The organism is Aequorivita vitellina (assembly GCF_022008365.1).
Taxonomy (GTDB): Bacteria; Bacteroidota; Bacteroidia; order Flavobacteriales; family Flavobacteriaceae; genus Aequorivita; species Aequorivita vitellina.
This window is the reverse complement of record NZ_JAIRBA010000016.1, coordinates 1-21,861: the sequence shown is the minus strand read 5'-3', so window position 1 is coordinate 21,861 and position 21,861 is coordinate 1. Positions and strand designations below refer to the sequence as shown.

The 21,861-nt window shown below is 38.3% G+C and carries 18 protein-coding genes and 1 tRNA gene; 7 read left to right on the top strand and 12 right to left on the bottom strand.

What is annotated here, in order from left to right; genetic code table 11:
• Positions 1-40: 40 nt before the first annotated feature.
• The 5 genes from K8089_RS09265 (at position 41) to K8089_RS09245 (ending at position 4,195) form a co-directional block, all read left to right on the top strand.
• Positions 41-562, top strand: coding sequence for a class I SAM-dependent methyltransferase (locus K8089_RS09265; RefSeq protein WP_237602999.1), 522 nt, complete (start codon positions 41-43; stop codon positions 560-562).
• On the top strand, positions 562-1,416 hold the full coding sequence (locus K8089_RS09260; protein WP_237602998.1) for a glycosyltransferase: 855 nt from the start codon (positions 562-564) through the stop codon (positions 1,414-1,416). Before K8089_RS09265 ends, K8089_RS09260 begins: the two co-directional genes overlap by 1 nt.
• Before the next feature lie 102 nt (positions 1,417-1,518).
• Complete coding sequence (locus K8089_RS09255) at positions 1,519-2,625, top strand: alkaline phosphatase (RefSeq protein ID WP_237602997.1); 1,107 nt, start codon at positions 1,519-1,521, stop codon at positions 2,623-2,625.
• 68 nt (positions 2,626-2,693) lie between these two features.
• Positions 2,694-3,434: an MlaE family ABC transporter permease gene (locus tag K8089_RS09250; RefSeq protein ID WP_237602996.1), complete on the top strand. Its 741-nt coding sequence runs from the start codon at positions 2,694-2,696 to the stop codon at positions 3,432-3,434.
• A complete protein-coding gene (locus K8089_RS09245) occupies positions 3,431-4,195 on the top strand; it encodes an ABC transporter ATP-binding protein (RefSeq protein ID WP_237602995.1) in 765 nt (254 codons plus the stop codon). Before K8089_RS09250 ends, K8089_RS09245 begins: the two co-directional genes overlap by 4 nt.
• A 4-nt stretch (positions 4,196-4,199) precedes the next feature.
• Here the strand turns inward: K8089_RS09245 and K8089_RS09240 are convergent, their stop codons facing one another.
• The 9 genes from K8089_RS09240 to porU form a co-directional block, all read right to left on the bottom strand.
• Entirely contained in the window at positions 4,200-5,636 is a 1,437-nt protein-coding gene (locus K8089_RS09240) for a DUF389 domain-containing protein (protein ID WP_237602994.1), read from the bottom strand.
• Positions 5,637-6,716 carry a mannose-1-phosphate guanylyltransferase gene (locus tag K8089_RS09235; RefSeq protein WP_237602993.1) on the bottom strand — a complete coding sequence of 360 codons (1,080 nt, stop codon included), beginning with the start codon at positions 6,714-6,716 and terminating at the stop codon, positions 5,637-5,639.
• Positions 6,717-6,925: 209 nt separating this feature from the next.
• A complete protein-coding gene (locus tag K8089_RS09230) occupies positions 6,926-7,546 on the bottom strand; it encodes a SprT-like domain-containing protein (protein WP_237602992.1) in 621 nt (206 codons plus the stop codon).
• A 4-nt stretch (positions 7,547-7,550) separates the two neighbouring features.
• Entirely contained in the window at positions 7,551-8,231 is a 681-nt protein-coding gene (locus tag K8089_RS09225; protein WP_237602991.1) for an SDR family NAD(P)-dependent oxidoreductase, read from the bottom strand.
• Between the two features lie 106 nt (positions 8,232-8,337).
• Positions 8,338-10,059, bottom strand: a complete 1,722-nt coding sequence (locus tag K8089_RS09220; RefSeq protein WP_237602990.1) for a pyruvate dehydrogenase complex dihydrolipoamide acetyltransferase — start codon at positions 10,057-10,059, stop codon at positions 8,338-8,340.
• A gap of 148 nt (positions 10,060-10,207) precedes the next feature.
• Positions 10,208-11,206 carry a pyruvate dehydrogenase (acetyl-transferring) E1 component subunit alpha gene (pdhA, locus tag K8089_RS09215; protein ID WP_237602989.1) on the bottom strand — a complete coding sequence of 333 codons (999 nt, stop codon included), beginning with the start codon at positions 11,204-11,206 and terminating at the stop codon, positions 10,208-10,210.
• Positions 11,207-11,466: 260 nt separating this feature from the next.
• Positions 11,467-11,949, bottom strand: coding sequence for a cytidine deaminase (cdd, locus tag K8089_RS09210; protein ID WP_237602988.1), 483 nt, complete (start codon positions 11,947-11,949; stop codon positions 11,467-11,469).
• 100 nt (positions 11,950-12,049) lie between these two features.
• On the bottom strand, positions 12,050-13,210 hold the full coding sequence (porV, locus tag K8089_RS09205) for a type IX secretion system outer membrane channel protein PorV (protein ID WP_237602987.1): 1,161 nt from the start codon (positions 13,208-13,210) through the stop codon (positions 12,050-12,052).
• Between the two features lie 34 nt (positions 13,211-13,244).
• Entirely contained in the window at positions 13,245-17,078 is a 3,834-nt protein-coding gene (porU, locus tag K8089_RS09200) for a type IX secretion system sortase PorU (protein ID WP_237602986.1), read from the bottom strand.
• A gap of 222 nt (positions 17,079-17,300) precedes the next feature.
• Here porU and gldJ point away from each other — a divergent pair, with 222 nt between their 5' ends.
• Both gldJ and K8089_RS09190 read left to right on the top strand, forming a co-directional pair.
• Positions 17,301-18,974, top strand: a complete 1,674-nt coding sequence (gene gldJ, locus K8089_RS09195; protein WP_407932387.1) for a gliding motility lipoprotein GldJ — start codon at positions 17,301-17,303, stop codon at positions 18,972-18,974.
• Between the two features lie 70 nt (positions 18,975-19,044).
• Positions 19,045-20,325, top strand: coding sequence for a UDP-N-acetylmuramoyl-tripeptide--D-alanyl-D-alanine ligase (locus K8089_RS09190; RefSeq protein ID WP_237602984.1), 1,281 nt, complete (start codon positions 19,045-19,047; stop codon positions 20,323-20,325).
• Between the two features lie 75 nt (positions 20,326-20,400).
• On the opposite strand, the gene K8089_RS09185 is transcribed toward K8089_RS09190, so the two are convergent.
• The 3 genes from K8089_RS09185 to K8089_RS09175 all read right to left on the bottom strand — a co-directional run.
• Positions 20,401-20,475 (bottom strand) — tRNA-Val (locus tag K8089_RS09185).
• Positions 20,476-20,531: 56 nt separating this feature from the next.
• Positions 20,532-21,512 (bottom strand): YitT family protein, encoded by a 981-nt coding sequence (locus tag K8089_RS09180; protein ID WP_237602983.1) that lies wholly within the window; start codon positions 21,510-21,512, stop codon positions 20,532-20,534.
• A gap of 178 nt (positions 21,513-21,690) precedes the next feature.
• Positions 21,691-21,861, bottom strand: a 171-nt coding sequence (locus tag K8089_RS09175; protein ID WP_237603052.1) for a GIY-YIG nuclease family protein, incomplete at its 5' end; no start/stop codon positions are given.

The following is a 21,861-nucleotide window of genomic DNA, read 5'->3' as shown; positions in this document are numbered from 1 at the left end:
ATATATCCATTAATAAATCACGAATTTTTCAATTAAGAAAATGTACGAAGCTAGGTTTCCCAAAAAAAGATATAAGCATACTCTCAGTTTTTTAAACGAAGTAATTTCTAAAGAAGAAAAAATTCTTGATTTAGGGGTTTCAAACCCTTTTTCTGAAATACTTTCGAAGGAAGGTTACAATGTAACAAATACCAAAGGCGAAGATCTAGACCTTAAAACTGAAGTAGTAAAAACAAACAATTTTGATGTAGTAACCGCTTTCGAAATTTTTGAGCATTTGGTCGCTCCTTTTAACGTGCTAAAAGATATTCAAGCAAAAAAACTGGTTGCATCTGTTCCATTAAAACTTTGGTTTGCACCGGCATACAGAAGTAAAACCGACAAATGGGATCGCCACTATCACGAATTTGAAGCTTGGCAATTTGATTGGCTACTCGAAAAAGCGGGCTGGCGAATTGTAAAAAGCGAGAAATTTACCAACCCGGTGAATAAAATAGGTATTCGTCCAATGCTTCGAAGAATTATACCCCGTTATTATTTGGTTTATGCTGAGAGAGTTTAATGGATATTTACATCGTCATACCAGCCCATAACGAAGAAGCATTAATTGGTAAAACGCTTCAGTCGTTGGTGGAACAGACTCTGCCCCCAAAAAAAATTGTTGTTGTAAACGATGCTTCCACAGACGATACCCAAAAAATAATCGATCAGTTTTCCGAAAATTACGATTTTATAACAAGTGTGTTTCACAATTCCAAAAAACTACACGAGCCGGGAAGTAAGGTTATAAATGCTTTTAATAAAGGTTTTGAAACCTTAGATGATGACTTCGATATTATCTGTAAATTTGATGCAGACTTAATTTTTCCAAAGAACTATTTAGAGAAATTAAGTGAAATTTTTAAAAGCGAATCATCAATTGGAATGGCAGGAGGCTTCTGCTACATTGAAAAAGATGACGATTGGGTTTTAGAAAATCTCACAAATAAAGACCATCTTCGCGGGGCTTTAAAAGCCTACCGAAAGGAATGTTTTCAGCAAATAAATGGTTTAAAAAATGCCATGGGTTGGGATACCGTGGACGAACTACAAGCACAATACCACGGCTGGAAAATTAAAACCGACCCATCGCTTCACGTAAAACATCTAAAACCTACAGGAAAAGTTTATACACGAGCCGCCAAACTGAAACAAGGCGAGGCATTCTACAAAATGCGCTATGGTTTTTGGCTCACGCTTATTGCTTCGGCAAAACTCGCTTCTAAAAAAAATAGCCTCTCCTTTTTTCTGGATACTTTAAAAGGTTATTTTAAAGCAAAAAACGCCAAATTAGACTTTATTGTTTCAGAAAAGGAAGGCGAATTCATCCGCCAGCTGCGTTGGAAAAACATCCGAAAGAAATTGGGAATTGGGTGATTTGTAATTTGAGATTTGTGATTTAAGATTTAAAATATGACAACATCTCCTTAACATATAATCGTAGATAAATTCGTTATTTTTGCTCCTTAAATTTTAGCAATGCAACTCAAGATTTCTTTCCTCACATTTTTTTTCTCAATCCTACTTATTATTACTTCCTGCGTTTCTGTTCAGGTAAGTGATAATACAGTTTCAACAACTTCTACCGAAGTAAAAAAACCAAAAAATATCATCCTTTTAATTGGTGACGGGATGGGTTTGAGTCAGGTTTCGGCGGCCATTTATTACAAAGATGGAAAACCGAATTTTGAACGTTTTAGCACCATAGGTCTTAGTAAAACATCTTCGGGTAACGAATTAATCACAGATTCGGCAGCTGGTGCTACTGTTTTTTCTACAGGCGTAAAAACATACAATGGCGCAATTGGGGTAAATATAGACACAATACCAGCTCCAACAATTGTGGAACAACTGTCTAATCGAGGCTTGGCTACTGGTATTGTTGCTACATCTTCTATTCAACACGCCACGCCAGCGAGTTTTTATGCACACGTAAAAAGCAGAAGATTATACGAAGAAATTACAGCGTTTGCGCCAAATTCCGGCGTTAACTTTTTTGCCGGTGGCGGACTCAAATTTTTTAACGAGCGAAAAGACGGAAAAGATTTATTGGCAACAATGCGAGCCAAAGGATATGAAGTTATTACAGACAAACTTCCCAAAACCCCCAGCGATAAAAACGAATTAATTTTACTCGCGTCAAACGGAATGCCCAAAATGAGCGAAGGCCGCGGCGATTTTCTTCCAAATGCAACAAAACTGGCACTGGAAAAACTTTCCAAAAACGAAAAAGGTTTCTTTTTAATGGTTGAAGGCAGCCAAATAGATTGGGGCGGCCACGACAACGACGCCGACTATCTAATACAAGAATTGCTAGATTTTGATAAAACCTTGGGCGTCGCATTAGACTTTGCAAAACAAAATGGTGAAACACTTGTAATTGTTACTGCAGACCATGAAACTGGAGGTTTTACTCTAGCTTCAGATGGCAGTGATTACAACACAATAAAACCTCTCTTTTCTACCACGGGCCATTCAGGCACTATGGTTCCAGTTTTTGCTGAAGGCCCAGGTGCTGCGAGTTTCAACGGAATTTATGAAAGCATTGAGGTTTACCACAAAATGATGGCGCTTTTTAATAAATAAAAGCTAAAAAAAGCTTTTTCAATTATCAGTGCACTAATTTTAGTATTTTAGCCATAGCTAGCGTTTATATGAAGTATATACAAGATATTGGTTCCTATTTTTTAATGCTTAAAAAGGTGTTTGGTAGTTTTACCAAAACATCGGTTTTAAGGCATCTTATTTTTAAGGAAATCAACGATCTTATTATTAGTTCTTTGGGTATTGTGGCCTTTATCTCCTTTTTTGTGGGTGGAGTTGTTGCAATTCAAACTGCTCTAAATATGGACAACCCCATAATTCCAGATAGTTTAATTGGGTTTGCCACACGGCAATCGGTTATCTTAGAATTTGCGCCAACATTTATTTCAATAATTATGGCCGGAAAAGTTGGATCATTTATCACCTCCAGCATTGGCTCTATGCGGGTTACAGAACAAATTGACGCTTTAGAAGTAATGGGTATTAACAGCTTAAACTACTTGGTTTTTCCTAAAATAGTGGCCTTAATGTTTTATCCGTTTGTAATTGTACTTTCCATGTTTCTCGGTGTTCTCGGAGGCTGGGTTGCCGGTGTTTACGGTGGCTTTACCAGTTCGTCCGAATTTATAGCGGGAGTGCAAGAAGATTTTATACCCTATCAACTTTTTTACGCCTTTTTTAAGACCTTTGTTTTTGCCTTTATTCTCGCTACCGTTCCCTCTTGGCAAGGTTTCTATATGAAAGGTGGCGCTTTAGAAGTGGGGAAAGCCAGTACCAACTCATTTGTTTGGACTAGTGTACTTATTATTGCTGCAAATTATATAATAACACAACTCCTTTTAAGCTCATGATTAAAGTTGAAAATGTACATAAAAGTTTTGGTAGCGAAAAAATTCTGAAAGGAATATCTACAGAATTTGACAGAGGCAAAACCAACCTCATCATCGGGCAAAGCGGAAGTGGTAAAACAGTTTTTTTAAAATGTTTAATCGGTCTTTTTAAACCCGAACAAGGTAGAATTTATTACGGTGATAACGCCATTCAAGATATGGACGACGAACAGCAACGCAAGCTTCGTGAGGAAATAGGCATGCTGTTTCAAGGTGGGGCGCTCTTCGATTCAATGAATATTGAAGAAAACGTAATGTTTCCGTTACGTATGTTTACCAAACAAAAAAAAGCCGATATGATTGCCAGGGTGAACGAAGTACTAAAACGCGTTAATCTTGAAAATGTAAATAAAAAGTTTCCTGCAGAAATCTCTGGTGGAATGCAGAAACGAGTGTCTATTGCCCGAGCAATTGTAAACAAGCCAAAATTTCTATTTTGCGATGAACCAAACTCCGGCCTCGATCCAAAAACCGCAACCTTAATAGATACGCTTATTCAAGAAATTACCCACGAATACAACATTACAACAATAGTAGTAACGCACGATATGAATTCGGTTATGGAAATTGGCGAAAAGGTAGTTTTACTTAAAAACGGAAAACTTGTTTGGCAAGGGACCAATCAAGAAATCTTTAAAACCGATAACGAAGACGTAACTAATTTTGTGTATTCTTCAGATCTTTTCAAAAAAATACGCGAAGTACAACTTAAAGAAGGATAAGCATTTACGGATATTCGGAAACCTGCAGGGTATCAAACTTCATTTTAAACTTCAACCAAGCTTCTATCTTTTTTAATTCTGCTTTTCGTTCTTTAGACGACACATTCTTTTTCCATCGAACATTAATTACGGGAACCGTATCGGTAGTTTTAAAATTAGTGGTTATTTTATTCGAAAAACTAAAGGTTTCAATGTTTTCGTAATTTATTTTAATCTCCTCGCTTAACTGTTTAAACGGAATATTCTGAATTTTTAAAAGCGCCAATTCATTTTCTAAAAACCGAATTTGCTCGTCCTTATTCTGAATAATTTGCTCGTTTTTAACGTATAAATCTTCCAAAATTCCCGCTTTAATTTCACCCGATAATCTGGCAGCCATTTCTCCACTTTGATCGGCGCCTTGGTAGATTCGCAAACGCGTATCTTCTAATTTTTCGGTTTTTTCTAATTTTGTAAGCCACTCATTTATTTTATTTTGCGGCACGGGCCTACCTATTAAATAGACGTCAATATTTTTTGTTTTATAGTCTTGGGTAAATTTCACTACTTCAACACCGTCGTATTTTATTACGGTGTTTACAAACTCCTTGGTTTTATTTTCAAAAACCTGTTGTTCTAATAGCTTTATAAATAACCACACGCTAGGAACCATAACTGCAATAGCAATTAACGAGGCAATCTGTGAAGTTCTCTTTCTGCGCTTGCTATTGGCATACCGCACCAACGGAAATTGTAATATTTTTGAAACTATAAATGTAGAAAGCGCAATAAACACAGCATTAATAGAGAATAAGTATAGTGCCCCACCTGCGTACGAAGCGTTGCCAATAGCCAATCCGTAGCCCACAGTACAAAGTGGCGGCATTAAAGCAGTAGCAATTGCAACCCCAAAAATAACACTCGCTATAGTGCCGCTTTTCGTTTTTGCCACAATTAACCCCAACCCACCAAAAATTGCAATAAGCACATCTAAAATAGTAGGATAGGTTCTGGCTATAAGCTCTGGCGTTTCTTCGGTTAACGGTGAAAGTTTAAAATAGAGAAAGGCGGTTAGCACACTTAAAATTACCATTACTCCTAAGTTTATAAGGGAGCGTTTTAAAGTGTCAACGTCGTTAATTGCAACAGATAACCCTACCCCCACAATTGGCCCCATAAGTGGCGAAATAAGCATCGCCCCAATAACCACTGCTGTGCTACTCACATTGAGCCCAATAGATGCCACAAAGATGGAGAAAATAAGAATCCAAGCCGTGTGCCCTTTAAACGAAATATCCTTCTTTACCGCTTCAATAGTAGCGTCGCGATCCGTATCTGCACGAATATCAAAAAGCTCTCTCAGGAATTGTTTGATACTTTGCCATGTATTAAGCTTAACAGTCTCAAATTGCTCGTCGTTAGGTGTGGCCTTAATATCGTTATTATTTCCTGATGTATTCATCTACAAATATTTATTATCAAATTTATTTGAAACCTCTTTCAACAACTCCTTAATCTCCTGCTCTTTTTTCTTCGGAAATAACAAAAGAACGTCTTCTTTATCAACCACAATATAATCTGCAATACCGTCTAAAACAACAAGTTTTTTTCTATCGGTAAAGATCATATTATTATCTGAATTCTTTAATAATGTTTCGGCATTTACCACTGCATTTCGGTCTTCATTTTTTTCCAACTTGTCATAAAGCGCACCCCAAGTACCCAAATCATTCCAATCGAAGGTAGCCTTTTTTACGAATACATTGCGCGCCTTTTCTAAAATTCCATAATCTATCGAAATATTCTCGGCTTGCGAATAACTGTTATCTATAAATTGCTTTTCTTCGGAAGTGTTTAAAGAAACCATTCCTTTTAAAAATAAGGCATTCATTTCGGCAAGATGGCTTTCAAAAGATGCAACGATACTTTTTACGCTCCAAATGAAGATCCCTGCATTCCAAAGAAAATTTCCTGCAGTTAAAAACTGTTTTGCGGTTTCGTAATCGGGTTTTTCGCGAAACTGTTTCACTGGTTTTATTTCTGAAGAACTGTTTTTGTCGCTTTCAATATAACCATAACCCGTATTGGGGAATGTTGGTTCTATGCCTAAAGTGAGTAAAATATCTTCGCGCTGTGCCGCATCAAAACACGCTTGCACGTCTTTGGCAAAGGCTGTTTCATCTTCAATCCAATGATCGCTGGGGGCAACGAGCATTAAAGCATCCGGATTTTCCTTTTTAATTTTTAAAGCGGAAAGTAAAATACACGGCGCCGTATTGCGCATTGCAGGTTCTAAAACTACTTGCTTTTCGGTAATTTCTGGCAATTGCTTTAAAGTAATTTCCAGATACATCTCATTGGTGAGAATGTATATATTTCCCGAAGGAATAATTTTATTTAAACGCGAAAACGTTTTTTGAAGCAAGGTCTGCCCAGTTCCCAGCATATCGTGAAATTGCTTTGGAAATTCCTGAGTGCTCATTGGCCAAAATCGGGAGCCAATCCCCCCTGCCATAATTACTGCGTAATAATCTTTGTTCATTGTAATGCCGTATTTCAACTCCGCCTGCCTACGTGCCTTCGGCAGGCAGGCTCAATATAAACTTCGGCGGGTATCTTTTTATTAATCTATTACAGTTTCCTGCGCCTTATTTTCCCTAAATTCCGTTTTTCTTTAGTCCAGCTTCTTTGTTTCCCTTTGGTCCTGTTTCGTGGTTCCATTTTCAAAAAAATGGCAACCAATATTTCAAATTAATACTCCCTTTGTGAGTTAGGAGGTTTCAAAAATTCCACTTCAGCATTCGGATTGAAAAGGTAGGTTCTTCCGGTGGAAACCTCTATACATTCAAATCGTTTAACCCGTTGCTTGCCGCGTTTAAAGATTTTACCGTTGTACAATCTAAAATGCCCCCCTAAAGGTATTTCAAATATATAGTTTTTATCGTTCTCTGGGTCAAACTGTTTTAAGGCTAGTGACAAAGCTGCATCTGTATCGCTGGAAGCCTTTGGATTTTTGAAATGCCGCGCCAACAAAGGCAACAATTGGTTGGGGAAAACTTCGGGACGTAAATACGGCAGCATTAAAAGTTGAAAGGTGCGTTTCCACTCCAATCCGTGCGGTTTTATTGTGTGTCCATATTTTGTGAAAGCTTCCAAATGTGCAATTTCATGAACGAGCGTGATTAAAAAACGATATTTATTCAACGAAGCATTCACCGTAATTTGATGCTGACCGTTGGCCAATTTTCTATAATCGCCGTGACGCGTAACGCGTTCATTTACAATTTTAAGATGAACATTATGTGTTTTAATCAACTGAAAAGCTGAGGCAACGGAGGCTTGTGGAATGTATTTTTCAAGGATATCCGTCATAAAATTAAGGCGTAGTACTTGAAACTTGAAGTATTTTTCCGTTGTAATATTTATTCCCCGTAAGGGAAAAATCCATTATATATTGTGCCATTTCGGTTGCTGAAAGTGGCGCTTTAAACCCGGGAAAAGCTTCTGCTAACATTTCAGTTTGTACAGAACCAAGTGCCAAAACGTTAAACGCAGGACCAGTTTCTTTGTATTCTTCGGCAAGTAATTCGGTTAATGTAATTATAGCCCCTTTACTACTGCTGTATGCGCTGAGTCCAGGGAATTTAACACTTCCCTGTATACCGCCCATACTGCTAATATTTACAACGTGGCTATCTTGCTTCATAAATGGAATTACTGTTTTTATAAGTGAAGTTGGGCCTAAAACGTTTACATCATAACATCTTTTAAATTCTTCGGAAGTAATTTCTGAAAAAGGCTTGTTCACCAAATATCCCGCATTATTTATTAAAATATCCACAGATTTCATCCCGGTTTGTAAAAAAGCCGAAAGCTTTACTATTTCAGATTGATCGGCTATATCAAATTCAAGAGCCGTAACATTTTTCAGCTTTAAATTTGAAATAGGTTTTGAATTCCGCGATAATGCCAAAACGTTGTGTCCAGCTTCCGAAAAAAGCTTCACCAGTTCAAAACCAATGCCGCGTGAAGTTCCTGTAATTATTATGTTTTTCATGGATTAAATATTTGGGAAAGACCCCAAAGGTCTTTGATACCTTTGGGGTCTATTCGAGTAAAAAACCTAATAGGTCTTAAAGATCTGTTAGGTTTGTTTAATTATTTTACACAAACATCGTCACAGGATTTTCAATATACTGTTTTACAGTTTGCATAAATTTAGCTCCCGTTGCACCGTCGATGGTGCGGTGATCGCAAGCTAGTGTAACATTCATTGTATTGCCAACTACAATTTGACCGTTTTTAACTACTGGTTTTTGAACAATTGTACCAACAGATAAAATTGCCGAGTTTGGCTGATTTATAATTGAAGTAAATTCAGTAATTCCAAACATTCCAAGGTTTGAAACCGTAAACGTACTGCCCTCCATTTCCTGCGGAGTTATCTTTTTATTTCGCGCCTTTCCGGCAAGTTCTTTTACTTGTCCACCAATTTGCGAAAAAGTCATTTGGTCTGCAAATTTCAATACCGGCACTAACAAGCCTTCATCAACCGCTACGGCAACGCCTATATGGATGTGCTTCGCGATTTTAGTAACCTCTGGCGTCCATTGACTGTTTACTTGTGGATGTTTGCGCAAAGCCATCGCACACGCTTTAATCACCATATCGTTAAAAGAAATCTTCACATCCGGATTTGCATTTATTGCTTCGCGCGCCGCAATTGCGTGGTCCATATCCAACTCCACGGTTAAATAATATTCGGGAGCGGTGAATTTAGATTCGGCCAAACGTTTGGCAATGGTTTTACGCATTTGAGAGTTTTTCACTTCCTCAAAACTTTCAGTGCCCACGGGAGTGTAAGCCTGTCCACCACCAGCAGCCGGTTGGTAATTTTCAATATCACTTTTTACAATACGACCGTTTTCGCCACTGCCTTGCACCTGGCGCAGATCAATGCCTTTTTCCTCAGCCATTTTTTTGGCTAATGGTGAAACAAAAATGCGGCCTTCATTTGTAGTTGGATGACCTTCCTGTTTTTTATCTGCAGCAACTTCCTTTTTAGACACTGCCTTTTCAGAAGTATCTTCCGAAGTTTGCTTTTCTTTCTTTTCAGTAGCTTCGGAAGCTTTTTTAGAAGATTTTTCGCTTTTTGAATTGGCAGTAGTGCTTCCTTTTTTAATAATGGCTTCAACAGCTTTCAAGTCGGTATCCTTCGGGCCAATAATTGCAAGCATAGCATCAACTTCGGCAGATTCGCCTTCGCCTATGCCTATTTTCAACAAGGTGCCGGAATAGAATGATTCAAATTCCATCGTGGCTTTGTCTGTCTCTATTTCGGCTAAAATATCGCCTTCTTCTACTTTATCACCTTCTTTTTTAAGCCAAGTTGCAACAGTTCCTTCGGTCATTGTATCACTTAAACGCGGCATTGTAATTACTTCAACACCTTCAGGCAGCTCGGCTCCAGAGGAAGATTCTTCAGATTTTTCATTGGTGTCTTCCTTTTCAGAATCCATTTTCTCAGCATTGTCATTTTCAGAAGTATCTTTTTCTGAAGTGTCATCTTCCGAATCATCATCATCGTTTGATGAATCATCTTTTTTATCTTCAGATTTTCCATTGATCAATGCGGAAATATCTTCGTCTTTTTCACCAATTATCGCCAAAAGTTTATCTACCGCCGCAGTTTCACCTTCTTCCACACCTATATGAAGTAACGTTCCTTCATAAAAAGATTCGAACTCCATTGTAGCTTTGTCGGTTTCAATTTCGGCTAAAATATCGCCTTCTTTTACGGTGTCGCCCACTTTTTTAAGCCAGGTTGCTACCGTTCCTTCTTCCATGGTGTCGCTTAAACGCGGCATATTTATTACTTCTGCCATAATATTGCCCGCGAATGCGGGTATCTTTTAGTTTCTATTTTATTTTTTTATCAAAAGGGTTAAGGATAAAAGACAAAAGGATTTAGGACATTGAATGGTGTTTTGTATTATGGTTTGTCTTTAGTCCTAATTCCTTCGTCAATTAAAATTACAATTTATCTGATAAAAACGGGTAATCCTCTTGTTCGTAAACAGCGTCGAACATTATGTTCTTGTCTGGATATGGAGATTCGTCTGCGAATTTTTCGCATTCCGTCACCATATCTTTTACTTTCTTGTCAATTTTTTTGATTTCGGCCTCGGTTGCCCATTTGTTTTCATAAATCTGATGAAGTACGTATGTAATTGGGTCTTCCTCCTGTTTTTTCGCAACTTCTTCTTTGGTGCGATAATGCTGAGCATCACTCATAGAGTGGCCTCGGTAACGGTAGGTGCGCAACTCCAAGAATGTTGGCCCATCGCCGCGACGGGCACGTTTAATTGCTTCGTCCATTTCTTTTGCAACCACCTCTGGTTTCATAGCATCTACAGGCTTACAAGGCATTTCGTACCCCAAACCGAGCTTCCAAATATCTGTGTGGTTTGCAGTTCGCTCAACCGAAGTTCCCATTGCATACCCATTGTTTTCAACACAAAACACAACCGGTAGTTTCCACAGCATTGCCAAGTTAAAAGTTTCGTGAAGTGACCCTTGACGCGTGGCACCATCGCCCATATAGGTTAGGGTTACAGCATCTCGTTCAAAATACTTATCGGCAAAGGCGAGGCCAGCTCCAAGTGGGATTTGCCCACCAACTATACCGTGACCGCCATAAAAGCGATGTTCTTTTGAAAAGATATGCATAGAGCCTCCCAACCCTTGTGAGGTGCCAGTTGCTTTACCGTAAAGCTCTGCCATTACTTTTTTAGGATCTTCGCCCATTCCAATAGGCTGAACGTGATTTCGATAAGCGGTTATCATTCGGTCTTTAGAAAGATCCATTGCGTGCAATGCTCCCGCCAAAACAGCTTCTTGGCCATTGTAAAGGTGCAAAAAGCCTCGCACTTTTTGATTGATATAAACTTGCGCCAGTTTATCTTCAAACTTGCGCCAAAAGAGCATATTCTCATACCAATCTAGGTACGTTTTTTTGGTGATTTTCTTCATCTATCTGCGATAAGGTTTTCCTCTGCGGAAAATAAATTAAACGGATAACAAAAATAGCACTTTATAAGGAGAAAATACAAATTACAAATCCCAAAAACAAAAACTGAAATAAATTGAAAAATCAAACTTCAAATAAAATTCAAATAATTAACAAGTCTTCTTAAAGCAAGAGTTATTGGTTATAATCTGAATTATATTAGTTGTGTTGGGGAAATTGTTTTTTAGTGTTTTGTCTTTTTTAGAATTTGGTGCTCCCCCATTTAGAGGTATTTCGCATCAAAGCCTAGCGGCAGTAAATCCATTATTGAAGCCACTTTGATAATCTCTCCGGTTTCGCCCATAAAGTAGATAGTTATTGGGCTTTTTTGTTTTTGTTCGTACTCTGCTAACGATTGTCGGCAAGCGCCACAAGGAGCAATAGCTTCAATTACTTCGTGACTTTCGGCACGCACGGTTATGGCAAGGTCTGTAATAATTTCATTGGGAAAATTGGCACCCGCACTAAATACAGCTACCCTTTCTGCGCAAAGTCCAGATGGGAATGCGGCATTTTCCTGATTGCTGCCCAGAACAATTTTTCCCGAAACCAGCCGAAGCGCTGCCCCAACCTTAAAATGTGAATAAGGCGCATAAGCATTTTCACGTGCTTGCTGCGCCTTATTCATCAATTCTTGAATATCTTTTGGAAGTTCTGAAACAGTGTCAAAAACTTCCAAGGCAATTTCAATTTTTTGTTTTTTCATTTACATTGAGTCGATGAGTCAATAGTTTTAAAAGCTTAGTGTTTCGTATAAAAATAATCTTTCCTCAACTACTCCACTCATAAACTCCCCAACTTTTATCCTAGTATTCGTCGTATGTATCGCCAAAGTTGAAAGTTAAACCAAAACGAAGGGTTCCATCTAATGGGCTGTTTGACAATTTAGAGGTAGAGAACAAGTACGAAATATCAATATTGATTGCCGTGTAGCGGAAACCAGCACCGAAAGACATAAACTTTCTACTTCCTTTGTCATCACTTTCGTTGAAATAACCTGTACGGAATGCAAACACATCTTGGTACCAATACTCAGCACCTAAAGCCCAAGTAAATTCTTTTAGTTCTTCACTAAAACCGTCTGGAGCATCTCCAAATGAAGAGAACATTCCACTAAAGAAACTTTCATTATAGTAATCATCTTCACTGTTAATTACACCATCGTTGTTTGAATCGCTTGGGGTTGGAACCAATAATTTATTAACCTGTGCAGAAACACCTACTTTGTTGTATTCGTCTAAGATGAAATCGAATCCACCTCCAAGGCCTAAATTGGTTGGAAGGTTACTTTCAGAACCTACTTCGTCATACTTTAATTTAGGGCCTATGTTAGAAATATTGAAACCCATTCTCCAACGTCCGTCAAAGTCGTTGTAAGGTATTTCTTCACTCTGATAATAACCCGCAATATCTACGGCAAAGGTACTTGCAGCAGAAGCGTCGGCAACTGCCGTTTGAAGTTTTAAATCTGAACGAATATAACGCCCAGCAACTCCCATTGCGAAACGCTCACTAAGTCTCAGTGAATACGAAACATCAAAAAGCAATTCGTTTGGCTTCACTAGCAAAGGCTCTTCTTCTGCAGTTTGGCGCAATTCAATTTCACCATTGCTGAAATATCGAAAACTTGCACCAACAGCGCTACGTTCGTTAATTCTATTGTAATAGGTAATGTTACCTAAAAATATATCGTTTACCAATTTACTAAGATAGGGAGTGTAAGTTACACCAACACCTTGTTTTGAAAGTGCAAAGGCGTATTTTGCAGGGTTCCACTGCTGCGAAAACGCATCGGCAGAGGTAACAACACCAATATCTCCCATACCTGCGGCACGTGGATCGGCAGCAATAAGCACAAATGGAACACCAGTTGTAATTACACGATTTTCAATTCCGGTATTATCTTCTTGTGCAACAGACTTAAATGCTACAAGGCCTAACAAAATTGGAATAAATAATTTTTTCATATTAAATAATTTTGAGCAAATATAAATTTAATTTTTAAAGGATAACGAGTTTCTCAAATTTTTCAACCCGCTGATTTGTTAACGCCGATTTAACAGTTATCTTATAAACGTACACACCTTTTCCGATGCGATCGCCAAAATCATCACGACCATCCCAAGTGATTTCGCGACATAAATAGCTGCCAGAAGGCGGTAGGGTTGCGTTTTTGGTCCAAACTACTTTTCCGGTTACGGTAAAAACTTGTACCTGTACATCTAAAGTTTCATCTGGCCGGTTGTGGTTAAACCAAAATTCGGTATAATTTACAAATGGGTTTGGGTAATTAAGCACGCGCGTAATTTCAAGCTTTTCGCTACCCGCAACAATAAATTGAATTTCGGCAGTGGCAGAGTTGTTGTAAACATCCCAAGCTTTGAGAGTTAAAGTATGCAAGCCATCTTCGAGGTCGCGGAATTTAAAGGTTGCTTTCCCTTTTGTATAATCGTCAACATCGGCTTGATAAAATTCATTTAAAACAAAGGGATTGGATTCATCGCCATCTAAAATTGCAACTATATCGTGACCAATACCACTAGCGGTGTTAATTCCGTTGGTATCTTCAAGTTTTGCGAGTAACATTGGAGAATCATCTGTAATTCCGCCTGAAACAAAACTCTCGTCATTCATATAAAGTTTTATTAGCGGTCCTTCATTATCTTCAGGAGCATTTTCGTTAAGACCTCCAACGTCTATATCTAAATTTACACCTGCTTGGTCTTCCAGCTCGTTGTCTCGTTTAGCATACAAACTAACCCGGCCTTTGCCCACGGGTATTTGAATGTCTCTGGGGACAACAAATTCAAATTCAAAATTTCCATTCGTAATGGTGGCCTTCCCGTTAAACAACGATTCGCCAAGCGTAGTAAAATCCATTACAAAATTGAAGTTGTCATTGTCTAAAGTTTGTCGCATTACGTTTTTATCAAACACTTTTGCTTCCAAAATACCGTTGTAATCTGCCATTAACAGGCCGGCTTCATTTATTACTTCACCAGCAAGTTTTATTTTGCTCAATGCTTTTAACGTATCTGTAGCTTGCCCAATAGGCATGTCATTCAGTTTTGTTAGTCGGATGCTTTTTTTAGGAAAAGCAAGATGCATCGCCGGATCGCCTATGTAGAAAACTACGCGCCTTAAATCACTATCCATCCCCAATTTGGAAAGACGCAAACCTTCGGCCGGTGTTTCGGGTATGTCTCTTCCGTAGCCAAAAAGATTATCTGCAAGTAATTGATTGAATAAAACCCCTGTATTAATATAGATTGCCCGGGTGGTTGTAACAAGCGAAATAGCTCCGCCATCTTTATTTAAATACGTGAGCTCCCCGGCAGTAATGCGCAACGGATTGTCAAATTTGGTGAATTCGCAAGTAACGGTAACAACACAGGGCAAGTTGTCTTTGTTTCTCAGGTTTTGCGCAGCTTCTTTAGTGTATATATACTCTGCAGCCAATCCATCTTCACCCCCATGCCCAAAATAATCAATGATTATTGCGCCTACATCAAAAGCACTTTTAATAGCTTCGTTAACTTCTGGGTACCGATTTCCTCCTGCCGATGCTTCTTGTTGATATGCATCTGTGTGAATTTTTTTCACATTAATAAACGGTTTTTCCACTGAAATCTGATCGCCTAAGGCATCCAATTTCAATTGCAGCTGCTCTTCATTTTCCTTGTCTATATCGTCTGAAATTAAAACAAAATTAGTTCTCCAATTGCCGTAGGAACTTTCAGAAGTGTATTTTATAATTTTATCAACCATAGCATTGGCCGTGGAAACATTGTCTGCTATTATTCTGCCCATCGCAATATCGAGCAAATCAATATCTGATGTGCCAGAGCCAATAGTTCCTTCGCACGAATCCATATTTCCGAAGAAATCATCAGACATAAACGACTGTGCTATACTAACCCCCGTAAGTGTTTGAAACGTTGGAACAATATTGTTGTTGTTCGGCAGTCTATTTTTATAATCAATCGAGGTATCGCCAATTATTCCAACATATTTTACCCGTTTGGATTCTGAAGAAGCATTGTTATACACATAGCGCACAAAGTTTCTGATAGCACTAATATCTTGACTGCCACCGCTAAATTCCTCATAAATTTTATCTGTGGTTACCACCTTTACATTAAGCCCTTGAAGGTTTTTATGGTAGGTTGCCAAACGCAAAGCGGGCTGAATAAGAAAAGGTGCCGTAATAATAAGATAGTCCACATCTTTAAAATTGCCAGAACCGTCTTTAAAAATTGTACCCTTTAAATTTTGATTCTGAACAACCGATTGTGCTGCTTTAATAGGAATTAGATAGTTAGAAGGACCCACGGCTACATATTCGCGCACTTCGCCCAGTGTTTGCTTAAAACTAAAAGAAGAAGCGTTGTTTTCGTTTTGTTTTGAAGTGATAAACTGTGCATCGGTAACATCCCAAACTTGCGAAAACTGCGAAGCATTCGACAATTGATATTCTCCAACGCCAGAAAGTGTGCCAGCCGCCTTATACCGAAATGGCAATTGTCCTTCAGTGCCACTCAGCGTTCTTACGGCCCACAGTCCAATATAATCCAAATAAGCTATACTTGACGGATTGCCGGCATTGTTATACATTAAATCTATTTGAACCGATTCGCCACTCGCCGGAATCTCCTTTTCATAAGTATCTAAATCTAAAAGCCCACCCACACCCAATCTGCGGAATTCAATAGGATCCAAAGCAGTGCTATTTACAGTTACCGCCAATGAAGTTACACTCTCGGAAGCCGCTGCAGTTTTAATTGTTAATTGAATAGGTTTGCTTGAAACAATGTTAGGAAACTCAAAATTGAAACTTTGTTCATTGTTAATATCAAATCTATTTCCGAACCATTTTCTTCCCAATTTTGTAGGACTCTCTTCGTCTTTTTCATAAAATTGATAATCGTCAAATTCCGAAATAGTAAAATCCACCGCTCCCGAAGGCTCTACCATCGGGCGCACGCGTTTTCCGGCATTTCCATTTACCGTTACATAATAAAACGAGTCGTCTGAATATGGATTTATATTTGAATCATTCTCTTCAACATAACCTTGGGTGCTGGTGCCGTAGAACAAGATATAATCGCTACCGTCAAAAGTTCCGTCTTCTTCGCCTACAACTTGAATGGCAATTTCTGGAAGGTCAAAAAACTTATTTTCTTCATTTAGTAATGGCAACGATTTTCCGCCATAACCATAAATTTTAATATTTCGCGGATTTATGCCGTCTGTATTCATTCCCAAACTGCTTAAAAAAGATTTGTCTATTTTATGAATACCCGTTTCTTCAACTTTAAATTTATACCATTGCCCAGTAGCTAACACCGAATTTGTAACTGCTGGAGTATAGTCGTCACAGAATGGTCCGTAGCGATAAGCAACATCAAAAGAAAGTACTTTTTGATACCCGCCACTAGTTTTAACTATAGGTGAAAGTTTTAAAATGGTGAAAAGTTTTTCTCTTGAGCGCGAACTACCCAAGGAATATTGAAGCGTGTTGGGAACTAATTGGGTGTCAATTTTGTTCAATTCTTCGGGAGAGACCGTGCCATAACGCACATTGGTAATTGCAGCAGAAGTTTTATCGGCAAAACCCGCGTCTTCCCATTTGGTGTGATAGACAATTGCTTCCTTGTTTAATTGCAATTTTAAGGCTGCCATAGCTTTTTGTCTTGCAGCCGCTGGCGATTCGTTTATTTTAGTATCGCTTGCCGTGGGACGGGAATCTCCCCAATCTATGGTAATGCTTTTTGATTGTGCCTTCCCTATAATAGGTAATGCAATAAAAACAAAAAATAGTATCGCTTTTCTCATTAGTACCAATAACGCTGCAAATATACACTTAGTATAACGCACTTTTTAAAGTTTTTCTCTATTATCGTATTAGGATAATAATTTTAAAACTAATACGTTTGCATACTTGATTGGTCTTAAAACCTTTTAAAACCCTACAGCGCAATAATAATAAAATATTATTGTGTTTATGTCGTTAATTACTATATTGCGAACCCAATTTTATCATATTTTGAATCTATGATGTTAAGAAAAAACCTAGCACTTAAGCTATTTGTTACTTTAATAGCAGCCACACTTCTAGTAGGTTGCAACAAAACCAGAGACTATAAAAACAGCTCTCGAGCCACCGGGTGGAAGATGAACGCCAAAGAAGGTGGATTTCAATACAACCCGCAATCTAAAGAACAAGAAACAGGTCCAGGCCTTGTATTTGTTGAAGGCGGTACTTTTACCATGGGTAGAGTGCAGGACGATCCTATGCACGATTGGAACAACTCACCAAATCAGCAACACGTTCAATCCTTTTATATGGATGAAACAGAGGTTACAAACTTAATGTACCTTGAATATCTTGATTGGTTGAAAAAAGTTTTCCCACCTTCCGATGAAACCTACAGAAAAATATACGAAGGCGCCGTGCCAGACACCCTCGTTTGGAGAAATCGTTTAGGCTTTAATGAAGTAATGACCAATAATTACCTTCGTCACCCTGCCTACGCAGAGTATCCTGTAGTAGGTGTAAGTTGGATTCAAGCAGTTGAATTTAGCAATTGGAGAACAGACCGCGTTAACGAAATGGTGTTAGCAACCGAAGGTATTACTGCACGAAATGCACCTTACGAAGTTGAACCGGGAGAAACTTTTAACACCCAAACATATTTAAACGCCCCTACATTAACCTATGGAGGTAATGATTCTATTACGCGCGGTGGAAAAAAATCTGAATCTATTGCAAAAAGAAGTAAGGATAGCACCAACTTGTACATACAACGTAAAGATGGATTGCTTATGCCAGCGTATCGTCTTCCTACCGAAACAGAGTGGGAATACGCAGCTCTTGGCTTAGTTGGTCTTCGTAATTACAATGCATACAGAGGAAAGAAAAAATATCCATGGGAAGGTCAATATACACGGTCGGGAAAAAGAAGATCTCGCGGCGATCAAATGGCAAACTTTAAACAAGGTGATGGAGATTACGGTGGTATTGCCGGATGGAGCGATGACGGCGCAGATATTACTGCACAAGTAAAATCGTACGAACCAAACGATTTTGGACTATACGATATGGCTGGTAACGTTGCCGAATGGGTCGCAGATGTTTACCGTCCAATTGTTGACGATGAATTCAACGACTTTAACTATTACCGTGGAAACGTTTATACCAAAAACGCTATTGGCGAAGATGGAAAAGTACAAATTGTTACTAAAGACTCCATCGTTTTTGATACTTTAAGCAATGGTAAAATTGTAGCCCGTAACTTGCCCGGAGGAATCCTTCAAGTACCTATTGACGAAAATGAAACGTATTTAAGAACCAATTTCTCTCAAAGCGACAACCGCGATTATAGAGATGGAGACAAGCGTTCATCCCGCTACTACCAATCATTCGCAGATGAAGAGAGTGAAAGTGGCGACGGCACCCACCGTATGTACAACTCACCTATTCAAAAAGTATATGCAGACAGCAGCGGTACTTTAGATCGTCAATACGACAAATCTTCAAACCGAACTACTTTAATAGATAACGAAGTTCGTGTGTATAAAGGAGGCTCGTGGAGAGATAGAGACTACTGGTTAGATCCAGCACAGAGACGTTATTTTCCACAGGATATGGCAACAGACTACATTGGGTTTAGATGTGCTATGAGCCGCGTAGGTTCAAAATCTAAAAAAGGAAAACGTCCAAGAAATTAAAATTATAAAATTTATAAAAACAACCCTCCGTGGCATACAGCTTCGGAGGGTTTTTTAGTATATTTATTTTATGAATATAGCATCACTTCACAACTATTTTTTGCAGAGCAGTGGCGTAAGCACAGACACGCGCAAAATATCTAAAAACTGTATGTTTTTCGCTTTAAAAGGTGAAAACTTCAACGGCAATTTATTCGCTCAAGAGGCATTAGACAAAGGGGCTTTTAAAGTAATTGTTGATGAAGAAAGCTTTCATAAAAACACCGGAGAAACCATTTTAGTAGAAAATGTGCTGCTAACCCTGCAACAATTAGCCAGATTTCATCGAGAATCTTTAAAACTACCAATACTCTCGCTTACCGGAAGCAATGGAAAAACAACTTCCAAAGAGCTAGTAAACGCTGTTCTTTCAAAAAAATTTAATACCGTTGCCACACAAGGAAATTTAAACAACCATATAGGCGTACCCCTAACATTGCTCGCTATGAACAAAGAAACCGAAATAGGTATCGTAGAAATGGGCGCCAATCACTTAGGCGAAATAAAAATGCTGAGTGAAATTGCCGAACCCGATTACGGGTATATTACCAACTTTGGAAAAGCGCATTTAGAAGGATTTGGCAGCCTCGATGGCGTTGTACAAGGTAAAACCGAACTGTATCAATATCTCAAAAAACACAATAAGAAAATTTTTGTAAATGCCGAAGATGTAAAACAATTGGAAAAATCTGAAGGTATTGAGAGAATAACCTTTGGCACCAAAAATAACGATTTCGATATTCAATTAATAGATAGCTCCCATCAACTTTTGGTAGCCTTTAACGGCACACAAATACAAAGTAATTTGGTGGGACTATACAACTTTGCGAATCTTTCTGCTGCAATAGCAATTGGTGCTTTTTTTAAAGTTCCAACCGAAAAAATAAAGGCGGGAATTGAAAGTTATATACCTACAAATAATCGCTCGCAATTGATTACTAAAGGCACAAATACTATATTAATGGATGCTTACAATGCCAATCCAACGAGTATGATGGCCGCATTGGAGAATTTTAAACAAGCAAAAGGCAATAATAAAATTATGTTCTTAGGCGATATGTTTGAACTGGGGGCAAATGCCGAAACTGAGCACCAAAACATCGTTAATTTCTTGGTCGAAAACCCTTTCGGAAAAGTGTATTTAACAGGAAGCAATTTTCTAAAAACCACAAATAAATCTTCTCATATAAAACAATTTGAAGATTTTGATGAATTAAAGAAAACCCTGGAAAACAACCCACCGAAAGCAGCTACAATTTTAATTAAAGCCTCGCGCGGAATGGCGATGGAGCGAATTTTAGATATTATTTAAAAATAAAGTGTGCCTTGCTCTAAAGAAGCTTCGGCATAACTATCTGTTTCTTATAAGCACGGCGAATTCCGATAGTGGGCCATGTTGGATTCGAACCAACGACTTCCACGTTGTCGACGTGACACTCTAAACCAACTGAGTTAATGGCCCAATTAAAATTTCGAAAATACAAATTCTAATACCCGAAAGAAACAATTGTGTTAAAGCTATTTATCGAACTTTTTGATGGGTTTCTTTTTAATCATCCCACCTTTCGCATCCTTCACCGAGGTCATAATCATAAAGGCCTGCTTATCAATTTTATCGACTTCGGTTTTTAGCTTACTCATTTCTAAACGCGTAATTACCGTGTAAACTACGTCAACAAGTTTTCTAGACTCCCCTTTTTTAGAAAAGCCGTTTTCACCTTTATAAATTGTACAACCGCGTCCCATTTTTTCAATAATGGCCAGTCGAATTTCTTCGTTTTTTTCAGAAATAATAGTAATTCCCATAAATTCTTCAATCCCGTCAATTACGAAATCTACGGTTTTTGAAGCTGCGAAATAGGTAAGTATCGCGTACAAAGCAATTTCGGTTGAAAGAAAATACGCTGCTGCCGTAAATATAGTTACGTTAAATATCATAATTACATTTCCAACGGTAAGGCTGGTTTTTCTGCTTATGTAAATTGCTAAAACCTCTGTGCCATCAATTATCGCCCCCCCGCGAATAGCCAACCCAATACCCAAACCTAAAAATAATCCACCAAAAGCAGCAACCAATATTTTGTCGTCTGTAATAGTAGGATACGGAATTATAGCCACAGCAACTGCCAGTAACACTATTCCCAAAACACTTTTAATCGCAAATCTTCTTCCTACAGAAAAATAAGCCAAGATTAAAAATGGAAGGTTAAAGCTTACTAATAACAGTGAAAAAGAAATGCCCGCCAATTCATTTACCATAAGTGACACTCCTGTTACCCCACCGTCAATAAACCCATTGGGAATTAAAAACCCCCTTAACCCAAAAGACGCTGAAACCACGCCCAAGAGAAGGAAGAATATATCACTCGCCTCGTGCACCAGTTCTACCTCAAGATTGTTTACACGTTTTTCTAAAGGCTCAGTTGTATTGGCAGATTTCCCGCTCTTTTGACGTTTCTTTACTACGTTGCTTATTATTTTATGAATAAATGGAATCAAGAATTTTCGTATTTAGAAATAATTTCGTCAAAGTTAAACTTATTCCATTTAATATAAAGCGCGAAAATAATACAATAAAAAATCTGGTGGGCGATGAGAGCCTGTTCCGAATTTACTTCGGAAGGTTCGAACCCCCGACCCTCCCGAAGTTAATTCGGGATGCTCTAAATCAGCAGAGCTAATTCTTGGAGTTTATCAACGTCTCAATCATCTTTCTACTTTTCCATTTTTTAATCTGCTTTTCACGTAAGATGGCTTCAGCTTTTGTCGCAAAGCTTTCGGAGTATTTAAGTTCCCAATCTTTTGCCTTTGACGTAAAACCTTTGTGCTTCCAAAGATGCTCCTTTAA